At 38.1% G+C, this 26,524-nt stretch carries 24 protein-coding genes, 8 pseudogenes and 1 other annotated feature; of the genes and pseudogenes, 12 read left to right on the top strand and 20 right to left on the bottom strand.

Annotation, left to right across the window (positions count from 1 at the left end):
• Positions 1–26 precede the first annotated feature (26 nt).
• On the top strand, positions 27–488 hold the full coding sequence (locus ACO1B7_RS18255) for a DIP1984 family protein (RefSeq protein WP_180039238.1): 462 nt from the start codon (positions 27–29) through the stop codon (positions 486–488).
• Positions 489–874: 386 nt separating this feature from the next.
• On the opposite strand, the gene ACO1B7_RS18250 is transcribed toward ACO1B7_RS18255, so the two are convergent.
• From ACO1B7_RS18250 to ACO1B7_RS18220, 7 genes and pseudogenes are all read right to left on the bottom strand, one after another.
• A protein-coding gene (locus ACO1B7_RS18250) for an IS3 family transposase (RefSeq protein WP_423090465.1) occupies positions 875–2,109 on the bottom strand; the annotation gives its coding sequence in 2 pieces (ribosomal slippage) (positions 875–1,821 and positions 1,821–2,109; 1,236 coding nt in all).
• Positions 1,718–1,834 (bottom strand) — a sequence feature (AL1L pseudoknot). (Overlaps the previous gene by 117 nt.)
• 83 nt (positions 2,110–2,192) lie before the next feature.
• A pseudogene (locus ACO1B7_RS18245) lies at positions 2,193–2,723 on the bottom strand (sulfite exporter TauE/SafE family protein); the annotation flags it as partial.
• A gap of 41 nt (positions 2,724–2,764) precedes the next feature.
• Positions 2,765–3,259, bottom strand: coding sequence for a flavin reductase (locus tag ACO1B7_RS18240; RefSeq protein WP_423090464.1), 495 nt, complete (start codon positions 3,257–3,259; stop codon positions 2,765–2,767).
• A gap of 97 nt (positions 3,260–3,356) precedes the next feature.
• Positions 3,357–4,400: a methionine synthase gene (locus ACO1B7_RS18235; RefSeq protein WP_423090463.1), complete on the bottom strand. Its 1,044-nt coding sequence runs from the start codon at positions 4,398–4,400 to the stop codon at positions 3,357–3,359.
• A 51-nt stretch (positions 4,401–4,451) separates the two neighbouring features.
• Positions 4,452–5,435: a putative oxygenase MesX gene (locus ACO1B7_RS18230; protein WP_423090462.1), complete on the bottom strand. Its 984-nt coding sequence runs from the start codon at positions 5,433–5,435 to the stop codon at positions 4,452–4,454.
• Positions 5,436–5,727: 292 nt separating this feature from the next.
• Entirely contained in the window at positions 5,728–6,063 is a 336-nt protein-coding gene (locus tag ACO1B7_RS18225) for a hypothetical protein (protein ID WP_423090461.1), read from the bottom strand.
• 112 nt (positions 6,064–6,175) lie between these two features.
• Positions 6,176–7,039, bottom strand: coding sequence for an IS982 family transposase (locus ACO1B7_RS18220; protein ID WP_004729973.1), 864 nt, complete (start codon positions 7,037–7,039; stop codon positions 6,176–6,178).
• A 275-nt stretch (positions 7,040–7,314) separates the two neighbouring features.
• On the opposite strand from ACO1B7_RS18220, the pseudogene ACO1B7_RS18215 reads away from it, so the two are divergent.
• A pseudogene (locus tag ACO1B7_RS18215) lies at positions 7,315–8,064 on the top strand (IS5 family transposase).
• Between the two features lie 232 nt (positions 8,065–8,296).
• On the opposite strand, the gene ACO1B7_RS18210 reads toward ACO1B7_RS18215, so the two are convergent.
• A complete protein-coding gene (locus ACO1B7_RS18210) occupies positions 8,297–8,998 on the bottom strand; it encodes an IS1 family transposase (RefSeq protein WP_004282345.1) in 702 nt (233 codons plus the stop codon).
• Between the two features lie 100 nt (positions 8,999–9,098).
• On the opposite strand from ACO1B7_RS18210, the gene ACO1B7_RS18205 reads away from it, so the two are divergent.
• The gene (locus ACO1B7_RS18205) at positions 9,099–9,767 is read left to right on the top strand and encodes an epoxyqueuosine reductase QueH (RefSeq protein ID WP_004647714.1); all 669 of its coding nucleotides are present in this window, start codon (positions 9,099–9,101) and stop codon (positions 9,765–9,767) included.
• On the opposite strand, the gene ACO1B7_RS18200 is transcribed toward ACO1B7_RS18205, so the two are convergent.
• From ACO1B7_RS18200 to ACO1B7_RS18185, 4 genes and pseudogenes are all read right to left on the bottom strand, one after another.
• Positions 9,764–11,155 (bottom strand): methylenetetrahydrofolate reductase C-terminal domain-containing protein, encoded by a 1,392-nt coding sequence (locus ACO1B7_RS18200; protein ID WP_423090460.1) that lies wholly within the window; start codon positions 11,153–11,155, stop codon positions 9,764–9,766. The genes ACO1B7_RS18205 and ACO1B7_RS18200 overlap by 4 nt on opposite strands.
• 188 nt (positions 11,156–11,343) lie before the next feature.
• Positions 11,344–11,460, bottom strand: a pseudogene (locus ACO1B7_RS18195) (putative oxygenase MesX); the annotation flags it as partial.
• Between the two features lie 9 nt (positions 11,461–11,469).
• Positions 11,470–11,586: pseudogene (locus tag ACO1B7_RS18190) on the bottom strand (transposase); the annotation flags it as partial.
• A gap of 50 nt (positions 11,587–11,636) precedes the next feature.
• Entirely contained in the window at positions 11,637–12,842 is a 1,206-nt protein-coding gene (locus tag ACO1B7_RS18185; RefSeq protein WP_216986647.1) for a tyrosine-type recombinase/integrase, read from the bottom strand.
• A gap of 302 nt (positions 12,843–13,144) precedes the next feature.
• Between ACO1B7_RS18185 and ACO1B7_RS18180 the strand changes: the two genes are divergently transcribed.
• Complete coding sequence (locus ACO1B7_RS18180) at positions 13,145–13,576, top strand: PPC domain-containing protein (RefSeq protein WP_253102531.1); 432 nt, start codon at positions 13,145–13,147, stop codon at positions 13,574–13,576.
• Between the two features lie 118 nt (positions 13,577–13,694).
• On the opposite strand, the pseudogene ACO1B7_RS18175 reads toward ACO1B7_RS18180, so the two are convergent.
• From ACO1B7_RS18175 to ACO1B7_RS18145, 7 genes and pseudogenes are all read right to left on the bottom strand, one after another.
• A pseudogene (locus tag ACO1B7_RS18175) lies at positions 13,695–14,663 on the bottom strand (IS481 family transposase).
• Between the two features lie 202 nt (positions 14,664–14,865).
• Entirely contained in the window at positions 14,866–15,216 is a 351-nt protein-coding gene (locus ACO1B7_RS18170; protein WP_004281821.1) for a hypothetical protein, read from the bottom strand.
• 150 nt (positions 15,217–15,366) lie between these two features.
• A pseudogene (locus ACO1B7_RS18165) lies at positions 15,367–15,867 on the bottom strand (IS3 family transposase); the annotation flags it as partial.
• A 377-nt stretch (positions 15,868–16,244) separates the two neighbouring features.
• Entirely contained in the window at positions 16,245–16,547 is a 303-nt protein-coding gene (locus ACO1B7_RS18160) for a putative quinol monooxygenase (RefSeq protein ID WP_000920558.1), read from the bottom strand.
• A 332-nt stretch (positions 16,548–16,879) separates the two neighbouring features.
• Positions 16,880–17,710, bottom strand: a complete 831-nt coding sequence (gene fghA, locus ACO1B7_RS18155; protein ID WP_312328970.1) for an S-formylglutathione hydrolase — start codon at positions 17,708–17,710, stop codon at positions 16,880–16,882.
• A gap of 228 nt (positions 17,711–17,938) precedes the next feature.
• Positions 17,939–19,051 carry an S-(hydroxymethyl)glutathione dehydrogenase/class III alcohol dehydrogenase gene (locus ACO1B7_RS18150; protein WP_005105874.1) on the bottom strand — a complete coding sequence of 371 codons (1,113 nt, stop codon included), beginning with the start codon at positions 19,049–19,051 and terminating at the stop codon, positions 17,939–17,941.
• Between the two features lie 21 nt (positions 19,052–19,072).
• A complete protein-coding gene (locus ACO1B7_RS18145) occupies positions 19,073–19,348 on the bottom strand; it encodes a metal/formaldehyde-sensitive transcriptional repressor (protein WP_005105873.1) in 276 nt (91 codons plus the stop codon).
• A 466-nt stretch (positions 19,349–19,814) separates the two neighbouring features.
• Here ACO1B7_RS18145 and ACO1B7_RS18140 point away from each other — a divergent pair, with 466 nt between their 5' ends.
• Positions 19,815–20,810, top strand: a complete 996-nt coding sequence (locus ACO1B7_RS18140; protein ID WP_312329283.1) for a zinc-dependent alcohol dehydrogenase family protein — start codon at positions 19,815–19,817, stop codon at positions 20,808–20,810.
• Positions 20,800–21,816 carry a zinc-dependent alcohol dehydrogenase family protein gene (locus ACO1B7_RS18135; RefSeq protein WP_312329282.1) on the top strand — a complete coding sequence of 339 codons (1,017 nt, stop codon included), beginning with the start codon at positions 20,800–20,802 and terminating at the stop codon, positions 21,814–21,816. The genes ACO1B7_RS18140 and ACO1B7_RS18135 overlap by 11 nt, the downstream gene beginning before the upstream one ends.
• A gap of 50 nt (positions 21,817–21,866) precedes the next feature.
• Here the strand turns inward: ACO1B7_RS18135 and ACO1B7_RS18130 are convergent, their stop codons facing one another.
• Entirely contained in the window at positions 21,867–22,766 is a 900-nt protein-coding gene (locus ACO1B7_RS18130) for a LysR family transcriptional regulator (protein ID WP_088458585.1), read from the bottom strand.
• 135 nt (positions 22,767–22,901) lie between these two features.
• Here ACO1B7_RS18130 and ACO1B7_RS18125 point away from each other — a divergent pair, with 135 nt between their 5' ends.
• The 6 genes and pseudogenes from ACO1B7_RS18125 (at position 22,902) to ACO1B7_RS18100 (ending at position 26,518) form a co-directional block, all read left to right on the top strand.
• Positions 22,902–23,642 (top strand): SDR family oxidoreductase, encoded by a 741-nt coding sequence (locus ACO1B7_RS18125; RefSeq protein WP_312329280.1) that lies wholly within the window; start codon positions 22,902–22,904, stop codon positions 23,640–23,642.
• 71 nt (positions 23,643–23,713) lie between these two features.
• On the top strand, positions 23,714–24,712 hold the full coding sequence (locus tag ACO1B7_RS18120) for a zinc-binding alcohol dehydrogenase family protein (RefSeq protein WP_004682270.1): 999 nt from the start codon (positions 23,714–23,716) through the stop codon (positions 24,710–24,712).
• Positions 24,713–24,732: 20 nt separating this feature from the next.
• Entirely contained in the window at positions 24,733–25,017 is a 285-nt protein-coding gene (locus tag ACO1B7_RS18115; RefSeq protein WP_312329279.1) for a putative quinol monooxygenase, read from the top strand.
• A gap of 184 nt (positions 25,018–25,201) precedes the next feature.
• Positions 25,202–25,480, top strand: a pseudogene (locus tag ACO1B7_RS18110) (integrase core domain-containing protein); the annotation flags it as partial.
• 40 nt (positions 25,481–25,520) lie between these two features.
• A pseudogene (locus ACO1B7_RS18105) lies at positions 25,521–25,919 on the top strand (transposase family protein); the annotation flags it as partial.
• Between the two features lie 269 nt (positions 25,920–26,188).
• Entirely contained in the window at positions 26,189–26,518 is a 330-nt protein-coding gene (locus ACO1B7_RS18100; protein ID WP_016804323.1) for a four-helix bundle copper-binding protein, read from the top strand.
• Positions 26,519–26,524 lie beyond the last annotated feature (6 nt).

Raw genomic sequence — 26,524 nt, 5'->3', positions numbered from 1 at the left:
AATTCTAATTGGTTAATAGGTGAAAAATGAAATTAGCAGAAGCTCTCTTACTTCGAAGTGATCAACAAAAAAAAATTATTTCACTAAAACAACGTATCAATGCAAATGTATTGGTACAAGATGGTGATAAACCATCTGAAGATCCAAATGAACTACTAAAACAAGTATTTGCTTTAATTCAAGAATTTCAAAAATTAAGTTATGCAATTCATGAAACTAATGCTTTAACAAAATTAAATGATGGTCGTTCTTTACTTGCTTTATTGACTTTGCGTGATGAATTTGTAGAACAGCACAAAACCCTAACTGCAGCAATAAGTAATACATCTCGTGAATCTGATCGTTATAGTACGCGGGAAATAAAGTGGCATAAAGTTATTCCAGTTTCATCACTACAAAAACAAGCTGATGATATTAGTCTTAAATTACGTGATTTAAATGTGTTGATTCAGTCGAGTAATTGGAAAATTGATTTGATTGATGCCTAATAGTCCTTTAGATATAATCAAGTTGAACATACTGGGCGAGTACAAGATCCCTTACTTCCACAACATAGGATTGTAAATAAAGTGTAGTGGCTTGCAAAGCAAGTGGATAAGCTTAAAATTTTAAGTACAAATCAATCCATCACTTGGCATAACTCAAATCTTTGTGCGAACAAAGTTACATGTTACTTATAACTACCATGTACTGACAGTATGTTCACCTCAATTACTAAAAATAAAGAAATGAGCAAGCACCAGCTCAACTACATTTCTATTTTTAATTCGGTTCGGCTTTGTTGCATAACGAGCTGAAAGACAGATTTTGAAAACAGCAGATTCAAATCACAAGTTGAACCGTACCGGGTTTGTCGGAGACTTTTTTATTTAAGTTAGGCCACCTGACCTAACGGGTTAATCTTATCATAGTACATTGCTTCAAACTCAAAAGGCGATACATAACCCAGTGCACTGTGTACACGCTTTTTATTGAACCAATCTACCCAGTTTATTGTCGCAAGTTGTACATCCGCTAAACCTTGCCAATCTGCTTTTAGATATTCAATCACCTCTGTTTTGTATAAGCCATTCACCGTTTCAGCCAAAGCATTATCGTATGAATCACCAGTCGTACCGACTGATGCTCGTAAATTTGCTGTTTCTAAACGATTGGTATAGCGAATAGAAAGATATTGAACACCTCTATCGGAATGATGAATCACATTCTTTGGCATGCCTCGATCGTGCAATGCTTGCTCCAATGCATTGAGCACCATATCTGTATTCATTCGTGTAGATACTTTCCATCCAACAATTGCTCGTGAGAACACATCAATAACAAATGCGGTATATACCCAGCCTGAATGAGTTTGAATATAGGTAAAGTCACCCACCCATAGTTGGTTTGGATGATCAGCATTAAAATTACGTTTCACTAAATCATCTGCCCGTTTTTGGTCATCTCGGCTACGGGTGGTTTGTTTGTTCTTACCTCGCCAAACACCTTGTATACCTAGCTTTTGCATTAATCGAGCAACAGTACAGCGTGCAATAATATAGCCTTCACGTTTCAGTTTTTGCCAGACTTTACGTACACCATACCGACCTGAACTTTCCTTCCAAATTCGTTTAATCTCCTCAGCATGATGCAAGTCATGTAAATCTCGCTTTGCTCGATGTTCCCTTGCGAAGCAATGCTTCTCATCGCAGAGATCTAGAGTCCGGTAATAGGTTGAAGCTGCGATCGGTAAAATCCTACAAATCGCATCAACACCATATAAGTCTTTATTGTTATGGATGAAATCCACCATTATTTGTGTGGGCGGTCGAGCTCCGCCTAGGCGAAAAAAGCGGCTGCTTTACGTAGAATTTCATTCGCACGTTGCAGTTCTTTATTTTCACGTTCGAGTTGTTTGATACGTTCTTGATCAGATATCTGTTGTACTTTAATAGGATTTTGCTGATCTAAATGCTTTTGATGCCAGGCACGAAGTGTTTCAGGAGTACAACCAATCTTAGGCGCAATTGCTGTGATTGCAGCCCAAGTAGAAGGATAATCTTTTTCAGATTCAATCAATAATTGAACCGCTCTTTCTCTGATTTCAGGGGTATATTTTAATTTTGTCATCGGGACACTACGCTTCGCTACGTCTTGCGAAGCAATGCTTCTCATCTCAGAATATTGAGTCTCCGACAAACCCGGTACGGTTCAGCCTTCTGCATGACCAGACCATAGCGATTCAAATATGGAACCGTCAGACTTCCACCACCAATACCAAAGATTGCTGATGCGACCCCAATCACACTACCTGCAGCAACTTGTTGACCTGATGAGGGTAACGTTTTCGTTGGGTCAATTGCTTTTTTGGCACCTGTAAACATCGTATATGCGACCCAAATCAGAAATAAGCCAACAATGATTTGTAGATGTAATCCTGATATCAAACCAGCAATACCTGCCCCAAAAAAACAACCAATTGCCATAGGTGGCGCTAGATTTTTAAAAACAGGCCAAATCACAGCACCAGTTTTATGATGCGCCATCAATGAGCTAATCGAGGTTACAACAATAGTTGCCAAAGATGTGCCTAATGCGAGGTGCATAACCACATCGGGGTCATAGCCCATTTGGATAAAAACAATAAAAAGTAGTGGCACAATAATCGTACCACCACCGACACCAAATAGCCCTGCTGCAAAACCAGCAAAAGCACCGATGACTAAAAAGGTTATAAGTTCCACAATAGACTAACTTTAAAAAATGAAAGAATTAAGGTATTGAGTTAAGCGTGTTCTAACTGCCCTACTTGATGATAAGCACGGTTAAAATAGACCAAGCTTTCTTCTTGATCGCTTTGTTGAACTTGAAGCACACGACACATGAAAATACTGTGTGTACCTACTTGCTGAATATTCTCAATCTGACAGTCAAAACTGACCAAAGCATTTTGCAGAATCGGCGAGCCTGTCTCTAAACCGCCCCACTCGCCCAGTTGAAAACGCTGTTCAGAACTGAATTTACTTGAAGCAAAGGCATTTGAAAGCTGTTCATGCTGCGAACTCAATACGTTTACAGCCAAGGCTTTATTTTCAACAAAATGTGCATGTGAACGAGAGGATTGATTCATACAGACCAATAAGGTTGGCGGGGTATCGGTCACACTACATACCGCAGATGCAGTAAATCCATGCATCCCTGCTTCACCTTTCGTTGTAATGACATTCACTGCTGTGGTGAGTAAAGACATTGCATTTCTAAAGTCTGTTGCTTCAATCATCTCTTTCATCTCAAATGTACATATCACGTGCTCGTGCATAAAGCTGGACAAATGACCTTGCGATGATTTGTTCTGCTTCGCACGAGACTACGTTTGATTAAGCTTCTAGCTCTTTACGAACAATGGCAGCACCTGCGCTTAAAGCTTCAAGTTTGCCACGTGCCACTTGGCGAGAAAGCGGTGTCATACCACAGTTGGTTGAAGGATACAGTTTATCTGCATCAACAAATTGAAGTGCTTTACGTAAGGTATTCGCGACTTCTTCTGCAGTTTCCACTTGGCTAGTTGCTACATCAATTGCACCCACCATCACTTTCTTACCACGGATCAATTCAATTAAATCCATAGGTACGCGTGAGTTTTGGCATTCAAGTGAAATAATATCGAGCTTAGATTGTTGTAGTTTCGGGAATGACTCTTCGTATTGACGCCATTCATTACCTAAAGTTTGTTTCCAATCTGTATTGGCTTTAATGCCGTAACCATAGCAAATATGAACTGCAGTTTCACATTTTAGACCTTCAAGTGCACGTTCTAAGGTTGGTACACCCCAGTCATTCACTTCATCAAAGAATACGTTAAACGCAGGTTCATCAAATTGGATAATGTCTACGCCTGCTGCTTCAAGTTCTAAAGCTTCTTGGTTCAAAATTTTGGCAAATTCCCAAGCCAGTTTTTCACGGCTCTTGTAGTGTCCGTCAAAAAGTGTATCAATCATGGTCATTGGACCAGGCAACGCCCATTTAATTGGCTGACTGGTTTGGCTGCGTAAAAATTTCGCATCGTCTACAAACACGGCTTTTTTACGAGAAACTTCACCCACAACTGAAGGTACACTTGCATCATAACGATTACGAATACGCATGGTTTCACGCTTTTCGAAATCTACACCTTCAAGATGTTCAATAAACGTGGTTACAAAGTGCTGACGGGTTTGCTCACCATCACTCACGATATCGATACCTGCAGTGACTTGCTCATGTAATGATAATTTCAAAGCATCACGTTTAGCTTCTAATAATTCTTCGCCTTCAAGCTTCCATGCAGACCATAATTTTTCAGGTTCAGCTAACCAAGACGGTTTTGGCAAGCTACCCGCAGTTGAAGTTGGGAGTAAAAGTTTCGGTTGTGTAAGCGCCATGTCTAATCTTCTTTCTCTAAAATTCGTCAGTCTGTGTGTCAATTCGATGTCTTAAGCAGCTGTATCGACCTTAAAGTTTGCTGCCCATTCATTTAAAATATCTTGATATGGTTTGATGAAGTTTTCTTCTGTCCATTTACCTTGCTTAACCGCTAACTCAGCACGTTCAACACGGTCATAAACGATACGTGTCAGTGAGTAATCGCCATAGCTCAAGCTTGGTTGATACTCCACACCTGCCGGAGAGTTGGTGTTGTAAATTTCAGGACGATAAATTTTTTGGAAGCTTTCCATGGTTGCAATCGCGCTGATCAATTCAAAATCAGTATAATCACGGACTAAGTCGCCAGCGAAATAGAATGCGAGTGGTGCATTACCACCTTCTGGTTTGAAGTAACGTACACGTAAGCCCATTTTGGCGAAATATTCATCGGTACGTGAATATTCATCATTGGTATATTCCTCACCTAAAATAGGATGTACGTTTGCCGTACGGTAATAGGTTTTAGAGGTTGAAACACTTAGACAAATCACAGGTGGCTTGGTAAATTCTGCCTTAAATACATCTGAATTCACCAAATGTTGATACAATTTACCATGTAGATCTCCAAAATCTTCAGGTTTTTCACCTACACCATAACCCAATTTAGGCAATACTACGCTGAAGTCGTAATCACGCACATAAGATGAGAAGCTATTGCCGATCATGCCTTCAATACGCTCCCCTGTTTTATGGTCAATCACTACACTTTTCAGTGTTTCAATAAATGGGAAAGTTTGACCATTACCTTCGATATCAATTTCAGCAGAAATGATGTCAATCTCAAGTGAATAGCGATCACCTTTCGGGTTATCAACGGTTGCCAAGCTATTAAAACGGTTGTTGATCATCGCAAGGGTACGACGCAAGTTTTCTTCACGGCTTTCCCCACGTGCCAAATTGGCAAAGTTTGTGGTTAAACGTGTGCTTTCTGCTGGTGTATAATTCTCATCAAAACGGATACGTTTAATTGAACACTCAAATGCTGTACTCATGGAGATTGCCACCTAAAAATTTTATAAAAAGCTAAATTTCTGAATGGCTTTATTTAAACGTGAATAAGAAAGTGAGTAAAACGATATAAATTCAGCTTAAGATGAGAAATACTCATCTTAATAAATTAAAGATTCTGAGGATTTTTAGTTATTCAGTAAGTTAAGCGGCTATCTAAAATCTTTATCTGAAATTGATAATGTTTTTTGCAACTCTACCAAAGATAATAAATCTCCAACTATCAAGTATGTGTAAATAACATAACGATCAGCTTCTTGCCTAGAAGTAATAATATCATGAGAAACCTTTCTGAGCAGCTTTGAAAATAGCATCTAACCGCTCGCCCAAATATTTCATATGTGAACCAACGATTTCCTCAAATCTTTTAGAGTCTGACTGCTCATCAACATATGCAATAATTCGATTTATATAATTATCCACACCTAATTTAATAATTTTAGTTTTACCATTGTCTAAATTAATAGTCTTATCCTCTCTAGCAGGATAAATCACATCAGCAGTATCTTGTAATATTCGCCTACAACTATGAACAGCATTTGACCAATCCTCTGAATTTTCGGACGTTAAATTTTCATAAACAGATGCAAATTTTTGTGCTGATAATGGCACTAAATCTCCAATTTTTCTGTCTACAAACTTTCTTGTTCTAGAAAAAATATCTGACGTAATTTTTGAATATTTTAGCTCATAATATTTATTAACCTGAGTTCGATGAAATATTTTAGCTTTTTAGCAAGTTTTGGAAAGTTGGCTTATTTGGATTTAAGCAATAAGCCACTATAGCAGCCATAATATTCACCATAAAGTTATTCACCGAACGATGACGTGAATGGTCAATTTGATGTAAGTTTTTTAACTGATCATTCACTGTTTCGATCAATCCTCTTCTGCAAAGCAATTGTTTTTCTTCTTCAGTTTGGATGGGTTTATTTTTCATATTCTTGCGTGACGGGGTTAATAGTCTGAGCCCCCTTGCTGCTAAAGCTTCAGTTTTTGCTTTACTCAGATAGCCTTTATCGCCCAGTAAAATACCTTTTAACTCTTGGGTTAAAGATTCAAGTACAGCAACATCATGAACACTTCCCGATGTAATCTTGAGATTAATAATTTCACCCAAGTTGTTGATAACAATATGGACTTTAAATCCATAAAACCAACCTGTGCTACTTTTACCACGACCAGCTAAGCCTTTAAATACACGATGTCTTTTAATTCTAAGATTATGGCAAACGACCAATTTAGTCGAATCAATAATACAAATTCCGGTATCTTCTCCTTTAACTTGATGGAAGAAACTACTCAAAGCTTGCAAACAACGCGGCATAATTTCAATAAAACGATTGTAACTAAGAAGCTTGGGAAAAGCTGATTTCCAAAATGGGATGATCATATGACAATAAAAATATTTGAAAAATCTAAACCCGGATTTATGAAATAAAATGACAATGGTCATGACTTCAGACAAGCTTAAAGCTGACTTTTTCATTGTTGTTTTTTGATCAGAAATTAGAGCTTTCTCTAAAGATTCATTAAACTTTTTGCAGAAATCATCCAAGATACAAAATAATTCGGTAATATAGTCCATGAAAAAGCCTTGCTCTGAAATGTTTTGTCTTCGTAACCAAGATATTACAGATGCTAAGGCTTTTTTTTATTTATTTTTTATGTCGAACTCAGGTTTATTAGGCACATATTCGTATACAAAAGCTTGTCGTTTAATTAGAAATTGAGAGTTCGTGCTAATACCATCTCTTAAACTCTTTCTTTCTAAAAAATTACTAGGGCGTGTCCTCATTTGAAGAATTGGTTTTAAATACTTAAAATCCTCCTTTAAGCTCTTTTCATTTCTATATTTTTTCAATGGCACGTACTCTTCTCACTGATGATATTTGGCAGCAAATTCAAGATACTATGCGATTACATGGTTGTTACTGTTCAAAAAACAGTAGAAATATCATGGAAGCCATCTTATGGAAACTGCGCACAGGCGCCACATGGCGCGATATTCCTCAAGAATTTTGCCCTTGGCAAACTGCTTACAATCGCTTTAATCGCTGGGCAAGTAAGGGATTATGGGATAAATTTTTTTTAGATTACGAGGCGTCTTGGATCAAGAATGGGTATTCATTGACGGAAGCTACATACGCGTGCATCAACATGCAAGTGGAGCTCGGTATGGTTTCGAAAGAGCAATTGGACAATCACGCGGTGGACAAACAACAAAAATACATCTTGCAACCGACGCGAATGGATTACCGATTGATTTTAAAATCACTGGTGGTGACGTCCACGACAGTCAAGTTGCGAAACAACTGATTGATATTGTAGACGAGGCAACATATCTCATTGCTGACAAGGGATATGATGCTGAGCACATTCGAATATGTGCTAAGAACAAGAATATGATTCCTATTATTCCATAGAGATCAAACAGTAAGAGATCGAATAAAGAATTTAATAAATATCTATATAAATTAAGATATTTAGTTGAAAACGCTTTTGCGAGATCAAAACATTTCCGTGCTATTGCAAACTCGATTTGATAAACTAGCACGCAATTGTAAATCTATGCGTATAGCCTGCATATTTATTTGGTGCAAAGCCAAATGAGGACACGCCCTAATAATTTCTTCACTTAATTTTAAAGCTTCATACAATGACTCTTGATTAACTTGCAATGTTCTAATTCCAAAGCATTATTGTAGTTATTCTCTTATATACTTTAGTTCTTATTAAATTTCAATTAGTGAATTTCTTTCATCTTAACCTTAGAAAATATCAGTATATCAAATCTTTACTATCTAATTAAATCGTTGGTGGTGTTTCAAAAAGTATGCTGGCGTTAAACAAATCCGTTATTAAGGTAAAAGAAAGTCAAATCAAAGGCTTTAAAATGATTTTCGAGCTTTTTAGAAAAGTTGCAACTTCTCCTAAATCCACGCCTGATTCGATGACGAATTCTACAATTGTTACCTTCAATACCGACGGTAAAAAACTTACCAATCACTTGCTTGCAACATTGAAATGCTGTGATAAAACTATCCCAATGATCACTCGCAATTCGAGCATATTGAACCCCAAGCTTTTTAAGTCTAGCTTTAAGACGTTGAACCGTTGCTAAATCCCGCTTACCCCAAACATAAGCAACAATTTCTCCAGATTCTCGATGGTAGGCATAAATAAGCCATTGTTTATTTTTCTTATTCCCTACAAAAGTCCAAAGTTCATCGACTTCAAGACATTCGTAGTGGCTTTGTTTAGGCTGAATCTGATAGATCGATTCACTTAAGGTTCGTAATACCTTGCCAATGCTGATACGCTCGACTTCAGCAATATCTCTAACACCGCTTCCTCTGACCATCAAATGTAATATCTTGCCGGTAATACCTGAGTTACACCCTTGATAGCTTAATGCATGATCACCAATAAACTGACGTTTGCAATCTTTGCACTGATGGTTTTGTTTCCCATCTACTTTGATGCCATTTCTCTTTATATTGTTACTTAGACAGGTAGGACATTTGATTTGTAGCGTTATTTTCATACCTCTATTTTATCAAAAGCCATATTGTTTTTTTCAGCATACTTTTTGAAACACCACCAAATCGTTAAAATATAGGGTTTAGATTTAAACCCATATAACTATGTCAAACAAACTTGAACGTCAGAAATTGACTCTCCCAGCAGGTCATGACAAGCTTCTGCTTCACTCCTGCTGTGCACCATGCTCGGGTGAAGTGATGGAAACCCTAATTGAATCAGGCATCGACTTTTCGATCTTTTTTTATAATCCCAATATTCACCCTGTCAAGGAATATGAAATCCGTAAGGAAGAAAATATTCGCTTTGCAGAAAAACATAATATTCCTTTTATTGACTGTGATTACGATACAGACAATTGGTTTGCACGTGCCAAAGGCATGGAAAATGAGCCAGAGAAAGGTATTCGCTGTACCATGTGTTTTGATATGCGCTTTGAACGGACTGCCCTTTATGCAGCTGAAAATGGCTTCAGCCTAATTAGTAGCTCATTGGGTATTTCTCGTTGGAAAGATATGAAGCAGATCAATGATTGTGGGCATCGTTCTGCTTCACATTATGAAGGTATCACCTATTGGGACTACAACTGGCGTAAAAATGGTGGTGCTGTTCGTATGCTTGAAATCAGCAAGAAGGAAGAATTCTACCAACAAGAATATTGTGGCTGTGTATACTCCTTACGTGATACCAACCGTTGGCGTATGAGCCAAGGTCGTGATCGCATCAAATTGGGCGTGAAATTTTATTCGAATGCCATGGATGATGAAAGCTAAGCTTCAGTCGCCAGATACCAATTTTTCCAGGAACTGGTTCCACGTACTTCAATGGGTACAGTTGGAATCAGTTTTTCTTTTAGAACGTCAGTCTGTCCCACGGCTTTGGCAAGTCGGGCTTTCACAGAATGAATGCATTCACGATCGCCAAACTCACAGCGATCCAATGTCGTACCACCACAAGGACCATTCGCCAATCCTTTGGGACAAGTTTCAGGGCAAATATATAAAGTATCTCCTAACCTACATTGACCACAACTTTCACAACCCACGACCCCTTGCTTAGAGATAAATTCAGTTTTTAACAATGCTTTTGCTGCAGGCGTATTTTCCCAGAATGAGGCTTTAAAAATAAAATGCCCCACACCTTTGGCAATTTTGGACTCAAATAGAGCCCTGTGCATGAAATGCAATTGCTGATATTTAATAAGCTGGCTAGAGGATAGTTGGCGGGAATAATAAGCTAATTCTGGCACGAGTTCATTTTTAGTCTTCACTTGCCACAGTGCATTCCAGAGTGCTTCGAGTTCCTGTAAACCATAATGTCGATATTGTTCAATATATTTTTCTAAAAGCTTTTGCTCTTCAGGCTTATGGCATGCTGAAAGATGCACACCTGCAAAACTCAAATATTTACACATCAATATTTGTATAGCACAACGTTTATAAGCATTCTCAGTTCGTCCATCCTGTTCTTCCTGAGCCAACACTCGTAACATGTGTGGTGTAATCACAATTCCTGCGACCTTATGTTTCACCATAAAATTGGCACGTGCCAAACTAAGTGGCATAACACAAGCAAGTATATTTTGTGGGTATCGATGACGATTTAAAAAAGCCTTGGCTTGTTTTAAAGCCTCCATATCGTAACCCAACTGGGTAACGATAAAGTCTGCTCCTGCTTTAATCTTTTTGTGAAGTTTTAAATATTGTGCATCACGTTCAGCTTCAGCATATTTAAAGGGATTAAAAGCTACACCAATGTGAAATCCACCATAACACTTTGCGGCCATGACCGCATTTACAGACTCTAAATATCGGGTGCGATTCGTTCCATCTTGACCATTTGTATGCCCTTTTAACTTATCACCTGTGAGAAGCAGTAAATTTTTCTGTCCCGAAGCTTGAGTTGATTTTAAGAAGGTCTCAAAATCAGTAATATCCCGACCTTTCCCTGAATAATGGATGATTTTTTCCATTGATGAAGGAAATGTCTTCGCACATTCAAGTGGTGCCAAATCACTATCGGCATGCACTCGATCTGCCAAAGTGATCGCACATGGAAATTCTGCTAAAGACATTGGTACAGCAATGCCTTTAGCAGAACTTAAATATTCCAACAAAATACAAAACTGATTGTGCTTAAAATGGGAAGCAAGCTGTGACATAAAATAAAGTTCAAATAAAAATGATTGAAGCAGGTCGCTATTATATTCGACCTAACAGAATCAGCCCGATTAATCTTAATCAGGCTGATATAGAAAATTTTAGTCAACAATTATGCAATGAATCTATTCACTACATTCAATCAGGCAACTTTCTCATGAGATTCTCGCTCTAATGTGAAATGAAATGCCTATTCTTCAAGAATATTTTGATACGGCTTAATGAAGTTCTCTTCTGTCCATTTACCTTGCTTAAGATTCAATTGAACACGTTCAACACCGTCATAAATTTTACGAGTTAAGAGAAATCATCATTGTGAACAGACTATTTCTCTAAGTTGATTCATCACAACATGTAATTTATAGCCATAGAACCGGCCCATTGAGCTTTTACCACGAGATGCAATTTTAGATAATGATTTATGGCGGTGAATAGGTTTGTGCAACAAAGCCTATTCTAATTAAAACTTGGATTTCATAACCATTAATTTACAGTACAACTATCAATAAAATCGCCCCACCATTGCATCATTTCCATACGCTGATTAAAATATTCTGCATGATTATAACTTGCACGGGTTTTATTTTTATCAGTATGAGATAGCTGTGCTTCAATCCAATTTGATTGAAATAAACCGGATTCATTTAATATGGTACTAAATGTTGATCGTAACCCATGAGAAGTTAATTCATTTTTAGTATATCCCATTTTTCTGATAATCAAGTTCAGGGTATTAAAATGAATAGGTTTATTATTATTTCGGGGGCTAGAAAACACATATTTCTCGCCATGAGACCAAACGAGTGCTGATTTCACAACTTCAAGTGCTTGATCAGATAGTGGAACAAAAAAATCAGGGATATCATGACCTAAAATAACCTTTCTTCTATATTGTTTAATATGTAAGGCTGGTATTTTCCATATTTTTTTATCTAGATCGAAGTGATGTGGTTCACAAAGCAATAATTCTCCACCACGGACGCCTGTATATAATTTAAATAACAGGGCTTTTTTAATAATAGGATCTGTATTAATCTGATTTAATTTAGCTAAGAAATTAGATAGTTCATCTGAATTCAAATGAGGATAGTTTTTCTTAATCTTATTGTTGACTAATATTTTATGAAGTCCATGTGCAATATTATATTCACAATACCCCATCGCTACCGCATAATCATAAATCTGATTTAAATAACTATAGGCTTTCTTTACAGGTTCTTTTACATTTCTAGATTCTATCTTTTTAATAATCTTAACTAGATCATATCTTTTAATTTCAATAAATGGTATTAGTCCAATATTTGGATAAACATCCTGATCTAAACATTTTTTTGCGAGCTGAATTACACCGCATCGTGGTTCATCTTCAAAGGAATTTTTAATTTTAAATTCTAACCACTCTTCACAAATATCCTGAAAAGTTTTGATGTATTTTTTATGCAGTGGTTTATTTTCATAATTATTAAATTTATATTCATCCCGGACTGATCTGGCCTCTTTCAAGGACATTACAGGATATTCACCCAACTTCATGCGAGGACGTTTATTTGTCCCTGCAAGTGAATAGCGGTAACTCCAAGATTTACGTCCGTTTGGTTCTACCTTCAAACTTAAGCCGTCATCATCTGCCAGAAAATAGATTTTTTCCTTTGATTTAGCTTGACGTACCTTAATTTCAGTAAGACTCATGAATTTTTAACCTAACCACAAATGGCACTGCTCAATTGAATTATAGCAAATTTAAGCGATATTCATATGATGCGTATCATACGCATCACATATTTTTATAAGTAATTGTTAAATAAAATTTATATTTAGATTGGTTATTTCCTAGTAACCAATTAATTAACCATTGATTTTGCAAGTCTTAAATTGGCATTTGAAGTGCAACCCCATGTTATGACTATTCACATTTCTGCTCCATCATTCATGGTTACTTATTAGTTATGTTATTATGTCAGGAGCGATACAAGAATTAGGGTAACCTTATTATGGAAATAGCGAATACGAAATTACTAGCTGGCGCTTTGATAGCCCTAACTTTAACTATAGTTAGCCCTGTCGTACTTGCAAATGATAACAATGATATACGAAAGACTATTGTAGTTAAGTTTGCTAAAAAAGCTCACCCTGCAAATTATTACGGAAGGATAGATGGATACAAGTATGATTCCTACAAATTTTATGCTAAAAAAGGGCAAAAGTTAAAAGTGAAGTTGACTGGAGGAAATGTTGAAGCTTACTTATGGGGTAATCAATTAAAAGACTCCATCAATCTTGGAGAATATTCTCCAGAGCTTGATGATAAGGGTATTTATATTTTACCTGCTTCAGGTGAGTATGAAATTAGAGTATTACAACCTAGATCACAGGCAAGAAAAGATAAAAAACCTCAATACTGGATGAGTATTAACATTAAATAAAGACTTGCTAGATTTTTTTAAGCTTTTATACCAGGGTTCAAAAACTATTGCCAGTTAAACGGGGCGTGATTTTTACATATATGTTTTTATATTAATAAAAATGATATAGATACGTAATTCATAGAGATCGTTTCAATTTAGCAATCTCTAAATACATCTTGTAATTGGCATGTTGAATCCGTTCATTTGAGGGGTCGTATTGCTTCTGGACTTCATCTAAGAAAGGAGTTTCTTCACATAATTCAAAGTACCTTTCCATCGGTGTTTTACCTTTCAAAGCCGAATGTGGTTTCATCCAGTTATAGTAATGCTGCCATTCTGCCAGTTTGCTCTGAATTTCCTCTGAATCGATATCTACAGTAGCGTAGAACTCAGATTTATCAGTCTTTTGTGAGCGCTCTACCTTGCCATTCAGATGAGGTGAACCCGGTTTATTTGGCCTAAATTTGATTCCATACTGCATCATTTTTTCTGTACTTTTTCAGCAAAGAATGCTCGTCCACGATCGGTCTGTATTCGCTGTATGAAAAAAGGTATTTCTTCAATTACACAGTTAAAAAGTCGAGTGTATTCGCAGCTGTTCGGCGTTTATATATCCTTAAAACGCGATATCGTGTGCAGTCATCGATAGATGTGTACTGATATAGTCCAGGACCCAGTTTACAGGTATCCATTTGAATTCTATCGCCTGGTAATGGACGTTCATAACAAATGTAATCTACTTTACGACGGAATTTTTTAATCGGTTTGACTTAATGGGTGGATAGTACTTTATGGATAGTCGCCAAGGACAACGAGACTCCGTGCAGCTCATTAATTCGGTTTGCAAACGTCGAGCACCAAGATTTCTAGCTGAGCGCATTTCCAATATTAAAGCTTCTAGCTCAGCATTGATTTTAGTATTTGGCGATTTTAAGGGACATTTACTATGACTACTTAATCCATCAATACCTTGTTCAGAATATCGTTTCTACCACTTGCGTAAAGTTGGTCTAGAAATGCCACATCTCCGACAAACCAGGCCAGCATTATTGGTCTCTTCAAATAATTTAACCCATACGAGTCTTTGTTGAATTTCTCTGTTCATAGACACCCATTATATTGAAGTGATGTCTATGAATCACACAGATTATCATAAGGCTTTTGAAACTGTCGCACCTCATGTTTGAATTCACCCATTAACAGAGTGCGAATTAGTCCTTGATCATGTTTGACCACATTTCAAGGAATAGTGTCCAACTTTCGGTATGCAGATTATGGTGTGGGGTTTTCTTAAAGTTTAAACCTTATTATTTTACTTCAGTAATGCTGATTGGCTGGTCTTTTACAAATTCAACAACCCCTTCACCACGTTTAAAGTGAATTGAAACTCCATTATTATTAGCTAAACGAATACCACTACCAGCAACTGTTTGCTTTAAACGATATACCATGCCTGAGTTATCAGTCATTAAAGCAGTTTCAAAGTTATCCGATGATTTCAGAAAAATTAATAAACCATTCGGACCAGAAAATTTAAGGACCTGCGTATCAGCTGAAGTATTGCTTGTAGCCTTATCTTGTAAAGTTTCAGTCTTTGGACTCGAAGTACACCCAGTCATTGCTAAAACTAACAAAGTTAAACTTAAAAAATATTTCATTTAACTACCTTTTTCATCTGTAAATCATAGGTGTATTTATACTAATTGTTATAATTTAACAATAAAACAAATATTACTTTTTTTTACATAAAAAAGCCATAAATCGCATTTTGAACCTTACCGGATTTATCGGAGATTTTTTTATTTAAGTTAGGCCACCTGACTTAACGGGTTAATCTTATCATAGTACATTGCTTCAAACTCAAAAGGCGATACATAACCCAGTGCACTGTGTACATGCTTCTTATTAAACCAATCTACCCAATTTAATGTCGCAAGTTGTACATCTGCTAAACTTTGCCAATCTGCTTTTAAATATTCAATCACCTCTGTTTTGTATAAGCCATTCACTGTTTCAGCCAAAGCATTATCGTATGAATCACCAGTTGTACCGACTGACGCTCGTAAATTTGCTGCTTCTAGACGATTGGTATAGCGAATGGAAAGATATTGCACACCTCTATCGGAATGATGAATTACATTCTTTGGCATACCTCGATCATGCAAAGCTTGTTCTAATGCATCAAGCACCATATCTGTATTCATACGTGTTGATACTTTCCATCCAACAATTGCTCGTGAAAACACATCAATAATAAAGGCGGTATAGACCCAGCCTGAATTTGTTTGAATATACGTAAAGTCACTCACCTGAGATACCGTCTTGGTAGTCAATCAATAATTGAACCGCTCTATCTCTGATTTCAGGGGTATATTTTACTTTTTTCATCGGAACACTACGCTTCGCTACGTCGTGCGAAGCAATGCTTCTCATCTCAGGAAAGTTGGTCTCCAACAAACCCGGTACGGTTCAGTAAATTAGATAGATTGGTTCAATATAAAGCATGTACATAGCTGCATTCGTTTATTTACCCTGTTTTGGATATTGACCCATGTAAATGATGAGATTAAGCCATTAAATAAAGTAGCCCAACTTGAATAAAAAGCCTCTGACAAACCTCACAGGGTTGAAGTGCTGCCTTTCATTCAAAATTTCAGGCAGCACATTTATACATTTAAGCGTCGGTTTAAGCTGGTAGTTTACTCGCCAAAACATCTACTTTTTCAATAGACGGTGGCTCTGAAAATAGCTCTTCGGCCTGAGCCATCAACGCAGCTGCAACCTTGCCAGATAAATGTGCTTGGCGACCCGCCTCATCAGGAAATGCATCAAAAATACCAAATGTTGTAGGTCCAAGACGTAAGCCAAACCACGCAACTGTCGCAGGTTCTTCCATTACAATAGGTAAACCGGCTTTAAGGAAAGCTTCCACTTCGTCTTCTTTACCCGGTTTAGCTTCAAGACGGACATATAAAGCTGTTTTAAGCATGACTAAAACTCCACAATTGATTAGAATTCAAACTGATTCTGTCATTGCTAATGTATGCATGTCAGAAAGTTTTGTTGTATAAAAGTTAAAAAACATCCCATAGCTGAGCCAAAATTTAGGTTTTTATTTCGACATAATGCTATGAATTTATTCAAGTTAATATCATTAACATTTGAATCAAAAAATCAAGATATGAGATGATTAAATTCAATCTTAGTTATATAAGGATCAATTGACTCTACCTTAGATTTATAAGCTGACCTCTTCATCTGGAAGTTATATTGCTCAAGAAGCATTCAAGAACAACATGCACATCTTCATATCTATGAAAGTTATTTAGCTAGGAATTTGCTGTGAAACTCTATATGTTTCTCTATAAAGCTCGCAATGAAGTAATAGCTATGGTCATACCCTTCTCTTAGGTTAAGTGTAAGAGGATATTCTTGTTCCAAACAAATATCACTAAGAAGCTTAGGTCTTAACTGTTCTTCAAGAAAATCATCAGCTGTTCCCTGATCGACTAAAATAGGTAAATGAACTTCATCGTTTATGATTAATTCAATCGCATCATAGCTTTTCCATAAAGTTTCGGTTTCACCTAGGTAGTGTGTAAAAGCCTTTTTCCCCCAAGGTACTTGGCTAGGTGCAACAATTGGTGCAAAAGCAGAAATACTTTTATACAGCTCAGGGTTTTTTAAACCAATTACTAATGCACCATGACCACCCATGCTATGCCCCATAATGCTTTGGACTTGGTTGGTCGGAAAATTCAGGTCAATCAGATTTCTGAGCTCTTCCACAATATAATCATACATTTTGAAATGCTGTGACCAGGGTGCTTGTGTTGCATTCACATAGAATCCTGCGCCTTGGCCTAAATCATAATCTGCATGATCTGGTACATCCTCTCCACGTGGGCTGGTATCTGGTGCAACAATAATGACTTTATGTTCAGCCGCATACTTTTGTGCTCCGGCTTTAGTAATAAAGTTCTGTTCGTTGCAAGTCAGTCCTGATAACCAATATAAAACTGGCAACTTCTCATCTTTGTCATGAGGTGGCAGATATATTGAGAATTTCATTGAACAGTTTAATGCTATTGACTGATGGCGATACACTTCTTGCGATCCACCAAAAGAAGCATGTTTCTCAATTATTTCCATAATCAATTACCTATGTTGAGCAAGACTTCATGAGAAATCGAGTAAACAAAGAGTTTGACATTCTCCACAGAGAATACTGATAAAGATTTAAAATGTAGGCAGGTTTGTTGAACCTATACATGATGGATACATAGATAGATCTGTTTTACAGATGATGTGCCGTTTTAGAGGATTCCATGCATGTCAATCATGATTCACATGCATGGAAAAGTATAAGGTCTGACGGAATTATTCGTAATGAATTACAGTACGAATTGACTTACCTTCATGCATTAGATCAAAGGCTTCATTGATCTGATCCAAGCCCATGGTGTGTGTCACAAATGGTTCTAATTGAATTTTACCTTTCATGGCATCTTCAACCATTCCTGGAAGTTGCGTACGACCTTTTACCCCACCAAAGGCAGAACCTAACCATCTACGACCAGTAACCAGTTGGAATGGACGGGTAGAGATTTCTTGACCTGCGCCAGCTACACCAATAATTACGGATTGTCCCCAGCCACGGTGTGCACTTTCAAGGGCTGCACGCATCACATTCACGTTACCAATACACTCAAATGAATGATCTACACCCCAGCCAGTCATTTCGACAATTACTTGCTGGATTGGTTTATCGTAATCTTTAGGGTTCAAGAAGTCCGTTGCACCAAACTCTTTTGCCAGCGCAAATTTATCTGGATTCATGTCAACCACAATAATACGCCCTGCTTTAGCTTGACGTGCGGCTTGTACGACTGCCAAACCAATACCACCTAAACCAAAGACCGCAACACTATCACCTTCTTGTACTTTAGCCGTGTTATGTACTGCACCGATACCCGTTGTTACCCCACAACCCAGTAAGCAGACATGTTCGTGATTGGCTTCAGGATTGATTTTAGCCAATGATACTTCTGCCACTACCGTGTATTCACTGAACGTTGAGCAGCCCATATAGTGGTAAATCGGTTGACCATTGTAGGAAAAACGAGTGGTACCATCTGGCATTACGCCTCTACCTTGAGTTTCGCGAACGGAAATACACAAGTTCGATTTTCCAGATTTACAGAATACGCACTCGCCACATTCAGCAGTGTAAAGTGGAATAACATGATCACCTGGTTTGACGCTAGTCACGCCTTCACCAACCTCAACTACAACACCAGCACCTTCATGCCCGAGAATAGCGGGAAAAACACCTTCAGGATCATCGCCAGATAAAGTAAATGCGTCTGTATGACACACACCGGTATGGGAGATCTTAATTAATACTTCACCTTTCTTCGGTGGTGCAACATCAACTTCAACAATTTGAAGAGGTTGACCAGGACCAAACGCAACGGCAGCACGTGACTTCATGGAATAATTCCTTATACAGATCTACTTTAAATATGATTTTAGAATCTTGGCGATTTCAGCCAATTCTTCTTTTCGTTGTTGTTCTGTGGTTTCACCTGATACTAATGTGTCCTTTAAATGAACCTCCAACATTTCATTCATTAAACCATTAATAGCACCACGCACAGAGCATATTTGTTGCAGAATTGCACCACATTCCACATTATCTTCTAACGCTTTTTCAATCGCTTGCGTCTGACCTTTGATCTTTCTGACGCGTAGAAGAATCTTTTTTTTGTCGTCAACCTGATTAGGCATCAAACCTCCTTATTTGCTAGCATTTATACTATAGTACCCCATAGTATAAAAAAGCAATATTTTTTATAAATCGAAAATTAAAAAGATCTTTAGCGAAAATTTTCTATCCCTGTTTTTAGTTTTTTTAAATTAACATCATAGAGCTTATGCGAAAGTCACAAAAAAAATGGGACTTTTAGCTCCCATTTTTTATTTTGTCTCATGTTCTTTGTAATGCTGTGACCTTTTAGAATTATGTTTCAAATTTTAGCCACTTTGTAGATATTTTGAACGTTTCAAGCCTTGAAAATACTACCGACAGTTTAGATTAAACTGCCTTTACAGACTGTACTAGAATATTTTTAGTGAGCGGATGATATTTATTATTCATTATTTAGGAATTATTAAATCCTATAAATATCATTTATCGGATTAATTTACTTTGGTACTGTGCACATCATCCCCCAGTTAAAAATAAGGAACAATTATGAATAAGATGATGAATGCTCTTATCTTAGAAAATTTTGGTGATCATGAATTTACACGTGTAGAACTCCCTATACCTTACCCTGAGGCTGGGCAAGTTCTGGTACGTATTCATGCTAGTGGTGTAAACCCTATTGATTATAAAATTCGTCTTGGTGAAGCACCATATGCTATGCCAGAGCTTCCTGCCGTGTTGGGAACAGATATGGCTGGGGTTGTAACTGCTGTTGGTGAAGGTGTCACCGACTTCAACGTCGGGGATGAAGTTTACGGTCTGATTGGTGGCGTTCGTGGTCTTCAAGGATCTTTAGCAGAATATGTTGTCGTAGATGCTGATCTGATCGCATTAAAGCCACGGAATATCTCTATGCGCGAGGCAGCAGTACTACCATTGACGTTTCTCACCGCTTGGGAAGGTTTAGTGGATAACGCGAAGGTCCAACCAGGGCAAACTGTACTGGTTCAGGGTGGTGCTGGTGGCGTTGGTTATATGGTTGTTCAGCTTGCAAAATCACTTGATGCAAATGTTTGGGCGACTGGTCGTACAGCTGATCAATCACTGATTTCAGAACTCGGTGCAACACCTCTCGATTACACAACAGCATCTTCCGATGACATTATTGCTGCAAGCCCTGAGGGTCAAGGTTTTAACATTGTTTACGACACTGTGGGTGGTCCAGTACTCGAAGCTTCACTTTCCATGACAACTCACTATGGCCACATTACCAGCTGTGCTGCATTTGGTAATCATAATTTAGCGAGTTCATCTCTACGTTGTGCCACAGTGTCTGGCGTATTCGTCCTAATGCCGATGTTAACAGGCAATCGCCGTGCTCATCATGGTGATATCCTTAAGATCGCTACTCGTCTTGTTGAGGAAGGTAAACTGCGTCCTATTGTTGATCCTCGTCATTTTACTCTAGACCAAGCGATTGAGGCTCATGATGCTGTTCAAGATCGCTCTGCCAATATTAAGGTCGTGATTGATGTCATTTAACGCACTTCAGGCCAAGACTTGGCGCTTCAATAGTATTGGAGATACAGATGTTCTGACATTAGAAACACTTCCTGTTGCTTTACCAGCAGCAGGAGAAGTTCTAATCCAGATGAAAACGATCGGACTCAACCGGGCTGATGTAATGTTTCGGCGTGGTACTTATATTCAAAAGGCAGCATTCCCTTCTCGTCTGGGATATGAGGGAGCAGGCATAGTTCTGGCAATAGGTGAAGGTGTACGCCAATTTTCTCCAGGAGATGCAGTATCGATTCTTCCGACTGACAATCTAGCCAAATATGGGACATATACGGACAAGCTTCTGATTCCAGAAACTTTTTTAGTTCACAAACCCGATAGTTTAAGCTGGGAAGAAGCTTCTTCAATCTGGATGCAGTATTTGACGGCTTGGGGTGGTGTAATCCATGCTGGTGGAGTTTCGAAAGGCAAAACGATCTTGATCACAGCAGCTTCAAGTAGCGTAGGACTAGCTGCGATACAGATAGCTGAAGCAGCGGGTGCTAAGGTCATTGCAAGTACACAAACGATAGAGAAAAAGCAACGTTTACTGGATCTCGGTGTTAAAAATGTTATAGCCAGTGAAGATGAACCAGATTTGTATGAGGCGCTTGTTTCACGTTTGGGTGGAGAATATCTTGATGTCGCCTTCGATGCTGTAGGAGGGCCACATATTGAACAGATTGCAAAAGCGATGTCTGTGGGAGGAACTATGGTTATGCATGGTGCACTTAGCCCGGAGATCACACCATTTCCCCTTAAAGTTGCATTACGCAAGAGCTTAACCATGCGAGGTTTTTTGTTCCTTGAGGTTCTCCATGATCCTGTTCTAAGGGAGCAAGCCAGACGATTTATTCTTAGCAGTATAGGTGCAGGATATCTTCGTCCAGTGATCGACTGTTGCTTTAACTTTGAGGACATGCATGACGCTCAGCGCTATCTTGAATCAAATCAGCAAATAGGAAAAATTGTAATTACTCTAAATACATGATGGTCTTATCTGATTTCTACTTTCTAGAAAAAAGGTTAGTTCCATCTGATTCAGGTTTCTATATGGCCCAACACTTCCGCTAAGTAATCAAACAATGCTCGGATTCGCAAAGGTGTCGGGCCCCGCTGTGGACGATATAAATACAGGCGCCAAACGGGAGAGGTTTCCTCATGAAGTATCTGAATGAGCTTACCACTCCTAAGCCACGGCAAAACTAGAAATCCAGGCATGTGTCCGAATCCAACTCCAGCGAGAATAGCTTGAAATTCAGCTTCTAGATCATCTGTAATAAAACGAGGCTTTGATGGCGTGAAGCTTCGACTTTCGGTGAATGTCCATGGCCAGTAACGCCCTGTTTTATGATCGAATAGTGCTGTTAGAGGGTATTTATCAAGGTCAATAATTTTTTTAGGCATTCCGACCTTATCAATTAACTCTGGCGTACCCACAGAATAAAAGTTCACTTTAGCCAATTCCCTTGCCACATATCGATTGTCCGGCAAAAATCCAAATCTGATCCCGATATCTATCCGCTCATCGATCACATCCGAGTGTGAATCTGTGAGCACACAATCCACGACAATATCTGGATAACGTGTGGCAAATTCTGCTAGTGCAGGTACTACCAATTTACGCCCTAACACAGACGACACAGTAAGACGGACAGTCCCACGCATTTCATCTCGTTTTTCCTTGGTGTCTTTTACAAACAAAGCATCGATCGATCCCACCGCAAAACGTGCTTGCTTTGCCAGACGCTCACCATCAGCGGTAATTTTAATTTGTCGAGTACTCCTGTAGAACAGAATCTCTCCGCGCTGCTCTTCTAGCTCTTTTATTGCCCGTGTCACTACCTGCGGGGAAATACCCAGCTGAGTTGCTGCCTCTTTAAAATTTCGAGACTCTGCTGCGACACAAAAGATACGCATCATTTCCAATTTGTTCTGCATGTCCAATCCTGTGTTATGGTAATTATTCCGTAAATAGGAATTTTGAAAGATAATATTATTCATTTATTATACCTAACAAGGCTGTAATACTTAATCCATCAAATATGATTGACAGATAGGTTGAAGGTTACTTGTATGAATAATATAGAAAATAAAGTTATTGTTATCACTGGTGCAAGTAGTGGTTTAGGTGAAGCTACTGCTCGCTTACTTGCTAAAAAAGGTGCAAAGGTTGTACTTGGTGCTAGACGTACTGAAAAATTACAGGCTATTGTTCACGACATTCGTGCTGAAGGTGGTCAAGCTGAATTTATTGGTATGGATATAACCAAACCACATGAAGTACAAGCACTTATTGAAAAGGCATTAAGCGTATTTGGTCAAATCGATGTATTGGTAAACAATGCTGGATTAATGTCTATTGCACCATTAAGTGAGCTAAAAGTTGATGAATGGGATCGTATGATCGACATTAATATCAAAGGTGTTCTTTATGGTATAGCAGCTACCCTACCTGTTTTCCAAAAACAAAACTTTGGACACTTTATTAATCTCGCATCTGTTGCAGGGATAAAAGTATTTAGTCCAGGAGGTACTGTTTATAGCGGTACTAAGTTTGCTGTAAGAGCCATCTCTGAAGGACTTCGTCATGAAGTTGGGGGAACAATTAGAACGACTACTATTGAGCCTGGTGCAATTGAGTCAGAACTAAAATTCGGTTCTTCTCATAAAGAAAGTTCAGAGTTTGTTACTGATTTCTACAAACAAGCCATACCAGCTGACTCAGTCGCTCGAGCAATTGCTTATGCAATTGAACAGCCTGCGGATGTAGATATTAATGAAATTGTTTTACGCCCAACTAGCCAAGAGTTTTAATTATTGAATAACAAAAAATGGGAGCACCTCGCTCCCATTTTTACTATATTTTTAAAGTTAAGGACAAATCTATGAAAGCCGTATCGTATGTTATCAATAACCATGATGATTTTAAAAATTCATTGGTAGATATTGAAAAAGCGAAGCCTACGCTTAAGGAGCGTGATGTACTGGTAAAAGTTCAGGCAATCTCTGTGAATCCAGTTGATACCAAAGTGAGAAAAAATTCGTCTGAAGCAAATAATCGTATTTTAGGTTGGGATGCCGTTGGGGAAATTATTGAAGTTGGCTCAAAAGTTACCTCGTTTAAAGTAGGAGATTCTGTTTGGTATGCTGGCGATTTAACCCGAGATGGTAGTAATGCTGAGTTTCAAGCAGTCGATGAACGAATTATCAGTCTTAAACCCATTACAGTATCTAATGCAGAAGCAGCAGCATTGCCATTAACTGCAATAACGGCATGGGAAATGCTGTTTGATCGGTTTCAAATTTCAGAAACAGAAGTTGGCAGTATTTTAATTATTGGTGGTGCAGGCGGTGTAGGATCAATCGCTATCCAACTCCTAAAAGCAAAAACAAATCTGACCGTTATAGCAACAGCTTCACGTGAAGAAACGAAATCTTGGGTGGAATCACTTGGTGCCGACCATGTCATTGATCATAGCAAAGATTTAAATGCACAAATCGAGACACTAGGCATTGAAAAACCAAAGTATGTATTCTCTACAAATCATACAGAAACATATATCAAGCAAATAGTTTCTCTGATTGCACCACAAGGCAAGCTTGGATTGATCGATGATCCACAAACATTTGATATTATGCCGTTTAAGACTAAATCTATTTCTATCCATTGGGAGTTGATGTTCACCCGTTCAATGTATGAAACCGATGATATTGAAAAGCAAGGTGATCTATTGCAACAGGTTGCCCAATTAGTTGACCAGCAAAAAATTAGAAGTACTCTCAACCAAAATCTAGGAAAAATTAACGCTGCAAACTTGGAGAAGGCGCATAAGTTGCTTGAATCAGGTAAGTCAAAAGGCAAAATTGTACTAGAAAACTTCTAAAACAAATTAAAGGTGAAATAATGACTATTTCAGTAATTGCGAACTTTAAGGCAAAATCAGATCAAAAAGAGAGGTTAGAAGCGCTTTTACAAAGTGTAATAGAGCCTACGCTTCAAGAAGAAGGATGCTTGAAATATGAGCTTTATATTAGCGAAAATGACTCGAGTAGATATTTCTTCTTAGAAGAATGGCGTAGCAGGGAGGATTTAGATATCCATATAGCGTCTGATTATATTCAAAGTTTATTTGATAATATCCAATCGCTAATTGAATCAAGTGATATTGTAGAAATCAAAAAAATATAGCTGTATTCGGACGTTATGATGAAGTATTCTTCAAATTAACATAGGGACTTAGAAAGCTAACAAAAAATGGGAGCTATAAGCTCCTATTTTTTTAAGATTTTTTAATTTTTTAGTAGTAACTTAGGCTTCAGCAAATTATGCCCCTGAGGGGAGCCACCAATACCCTGCATTTTGACAACAATGTCATCGTTTAGAGGCAGCAAATTTACGAGCATCAGTCGGTACGACTGGTGATTCATATGATATTGCTTTGGCTTAAACGGTGAATGGCTTATACAAAACAGAGGTGATTGAATATTTAAAAGCAGATTGGCAAGGTTTAGCAGATGTACAACTTGCGACATTAAATTGGGTAGATTGGTTCAACAAAAAGCGTGTACACGGTGCACTGGGTTATGTATCGCCTTTTGATTTTGAAGCAATGTACTATGATAAGATTAACCCGTTAGGTCAGGTGGCCTAACTTCAATAAAAAGTCTCCGACAAACCCGGTACGGTTCACACGTTATAACCGGGATTGCTTCGGTGAGCTAATCCAGATCGATGGCTCATATCATGACTGGTTCGAAGGACGCGCTGCTAAGTGCTGCTTGCTGGTTTATATCGATGATGCCACTGGAAAGCTGTTGCATCTGCGCTTCTGTGAGGCGGAAACGACCTTCGACTATATGTTTTCAACCCGAGCCTACATTGAACAATACGGTAAGCCGTTGGCCTTTTATAGCGATAAACATTCGGTTTTCCGAGTGAACCAGAAATCGAGCCAGGACAGCAAAATCACGCAATTTGGCCGGATTCTGAATGAGTTGAAGATAGATATTATCTTTGCCAACTCACCACAGGCCAAAGGTCGCGTAGAACGCGCGAATAGAACCCTTCAAAACCGGTTGATCAAGGAAATCATATGAAGCATGGATCCTAGATCTACGGTTTTTTGACTTCACATAACGTGCATAGGGTGATTTTAGAAAAACTATAGAAAAATAAGAATGAAAGTAGATCATATTTTTATATGTATTGAATACATGAGCAGCTAAATCACTCAAAGCCAGCATCTAAAACCATTTAACAAAATCTATGACTATTTTACTTTCCCTTACCTAATCGTCCTAGTGTATATCTTTTTTTTTGATTAGCTTATTCTTAAATCAAGTGACTTTAGGTAAGTATGATGAATGATATCCAATTTTCAGATTGCGCAAAGGCATGTATGAGCTGTTCCCTTACCTGTGCCAGTTGTGCAAATGCCTGTCTAAAAGAAGAAAATCTGGAGATGATGCGAGAATGTATTCAGCGTTGTCTAGATTGTGCAGATATTTGTCAGCTCTGTGCTCGTATGCAGCAAAAAGAATCTCCTTTTATGAAAGAAATTTGTGAGCTTTGTGCCAAGGCTTGTGAATACTGTGCAGATGAATGTAGCCAACATGAGCATCAACACTGCCAGCAATGTGCTGATGCTTGCCGTGAATGTGCCGTTGAATGTCGAAAAATGGTTGTCTGATAAATA

It is taken from the genome of Acinetobacter lwoffii (assembly GCF_049367455.1).
In the GTDB taxonomy this organism is placed as follows: Bacteria; Pseudomonadota; Gammaproteobacteria; order Pseudomonadales; family Moraxellaceae; genus Acinetobacter; species Acinetobacter lwoffii_W.
The sequence above is the reverse complement of the archived record's forward strand: the minus strand, read 5'-3'. Positions and strand labels throughout refer to the sequence as shown.

Bases quoted from the DNA above. Each gene is read 5' to 3' on its own strand.
- ACO1B7_RS18255 (WP_180039238.1), top strand. From the start codon at position 27: ATGAAATTAGCAGAAGCTCTCTTACTTCGAAGTGATCAACAAAAAAAA.
- ACO1B7_RS18240 (WP_423090464.1), bottom strand. From the start codon at position 3,259: ATGATTGAAGCAACAGACTTTAGAAATGCAATGTCTTTACTCACCACA.
- ACO1B7_RS18235 (WP_423090463.1), bottom strand. From the start codon at position 4,400: ATGGCGCTTACACAACCGAAACTTTTACTCCCAACTTCAACTGCGGGT.
- ACO1B7_RS18230 (WP_423090462.1), bottom strand. From the start codon at position 5,435: ATGAGTACAGCATTTGAGTGTTCAATTAAACGTATCCGTTTTGATGAG.
- ACO1B7_RS18220 (WP_004729973.1), bottom strand. From the start codon at position 7,039: ATGGACTATATTACCGAATTATTTTGTATCTTGGATGATTTCTGCAAA.
- ACO1B7_RS18210 (WP_004282345.1), bottom strand. From the start codon at position 8,998: ATGAAAATAACGCTACAAATCAAATGTCCTACCTGTCTAAGTAACAAT.
- ACO1B7_RS18205 (WP_004647714.1), top strand. From the start codon at position 9,099: ATGTCAAACAAACTTGAACGTCAGAAATTGACTCTCCCAGCAGGTCAT.
- ACO1B7_RS18200 (WP_423090460.1), bottom strand. From the start codon at position 11,155: ATGTCACAGCTTGCTTCCCATTTTAAGCACAATCAGTTTTGTATTTTG.
- ACO1B7_RS18185 (WP_216986647.1), bottom strand. From the start codon at position 12,842: ATGAGTCTTACTGAAATTAAGGTACGTCAAGCTAAATCAAAGGAAAAA.
- ACO1B7_RS18180 (WP_253102531.1), top strand. From the start codon at position 13,145: ATGGAAATAGCGAATACGAAATTACTAGCTGGCGCTTTGATAGCCCTA.
- ACO1B7_RS18170 (WP_004281821.1), bottom strand. From the start codon at position 15,216: ATGAAATATTTTTTAAGTTTAACTTTGTTAGTTTTAGCAATGACTGGG.
- ACO1B7_RS18160 (WP_000920558.1), bottom strand. From the start codon at position 16,547: ATGCTTAAAACAGCTTTATATGTCCGTCTTGAAGCTAAACCGGGTAAA.
- fghA (WP_312328970.1), bottom strand. From the start codon at position 17,710: ATGGAAATAATTGAGAAACATGCTTCTTTTGGTGGATCGCAAGAAGTG.
- ACO1B7_RS18150 (WP_005105874.1), bottom strand. From the start codon at position 19,051: ATGAAGTCACGTGCTGCCGTTGCGTTTGGTCCTGGTCAACCTCTTCAA.
- ACO1B7_RS18145 (WP_005105873.1), bottom strand. From the start codon at position 19,348: ATGCCTAATCAGGTTGACGACAAAAAAAAGATTCTTCTACGCGTCAGA.
- ACO1B7_RS18140 (WP_312329283.1), top strand. From the start codon at position 19,815: ATGAATAAGATGATGAATGCTCTTATCTTAGAAAATTTTGGTGATCAT.
- ACO1B7_RS18135 (WP_312329282.1), top strand. From the start codon at position 20,800: ATGTCATTTAACGCACTTCAGGCCAAGACTTGGCGCTTCAATAGTATT.
- ACO1B7_RS18130 (WP_088458585.1), bottom strand. From the start codon at position 22,766: ATGCAGAACAAATTGGAAATGATGCGTATCTTTTGTGTCGCAGCAGAG.
- ACO1B7_RS18125 (WP_312329280.1), top strand. From the start codon at position 22,902: ATGAATAATATAGAAAATAAAGTTATTGTTATCACTGGTGCAAGTAGT.
- ACO1B7_RS18120 (WP_004682270.1), top strand. From the start codon at position 23,714: ATGAAAGCCGTATCGTATGTTATCAATAACCATGATGATTTTAAAAAT.
- ACO1B7_RS18115 (WP_312329279.1), top strand. From the start codon at position 24,733: ATGACTATTTCAGTAATTGCGAACTTTAAGGCAAAATCAGATCAAAAA.
- ACO1B7_RS18100 (WP_016804323.1), top strand. From the start codon at position 26,189: ATGAATGATATCCAATTTTCAGATTGCGCAAAGGCATGTATGAGCTGT.